The 515-nt window shown below is 66.6% G+C and carries 2 pseudogenes; both read right to left on the bottom strand.

The features are described 5' to 3' along the window. Nucleotides 1-220 (bottom strand): annotated as a pseudogene (locus ACQ4LH_RS21475) (glutamate--tRNA ligase family protein); the annotation flags it as partial. A 31-nt stretch (nucleotides 221-251) separates the two neighbouring features. Next, nucleotides 252-509 (bottom strand): annotated as a pseudogene (locus ACQ4LH_RS21480) (tRNA glutamyl-Q(34) synthetase GluQRS); the annotation flags it as partial. Between the last annotated feature and the right edge of the window lie 6 nt (nucleotides 510-515).

A 515-nucleotide genomic window follows, 5' to 3' on the forward strand; every position in this document is an offset into this window, starting at 1 on the left:
ATAACCGCTCGAGGAGCGTCGTCGGCAGCGTCAGATGTGTGTAGGAGGCAGGCGCCTGCAGGAACAGCTGGCGCGGTGTGGGGTCGAGCAGGTCGRCGCCGCGCACCACGTCGGTCACGCCCTGCCARGCATCGTCGAGCACCACGGCCAGCTGGTAGGCATACAGGCCATCACGGCGGCGAATCACAAAGTCGCCCACCTCGCGTCCCAGGTGCTGTCTCTTATACACATCTCCGAGCCAGCGTCAGATGTGTATAAGAGACAGGGTCGGCGCCGCGCACCTCGTCAGTCACACCCTGCCAGGGATCGTCGAGCACCACGGCCAGCTGGTAAGCGTACAAGCCATCACGGCGGCGAATCACAAAGTCGCCCACCTCGCGGCCCAGGYGCTGGCGGTAGTTGCCCTGCAACCGGCCGCCACCGAGGTAGGGGAATGCCGGCACGCGCCCGCCAATCCCGGCGTCAGCAAAAAAGTGGGCTGCGGCGCGGCGGGGGGCGGGGCCGGATCCTTAAAC

The organism is Pseudomonas peli, from assembly GCF_050563605.1.
GTDB lineage: Bacteria > Pseudomonadota > Gammaproteobacteria > Pseudomonadales > Pseudomonadaceae > Aquipseudomonas > Aquipseudomonas peli_A.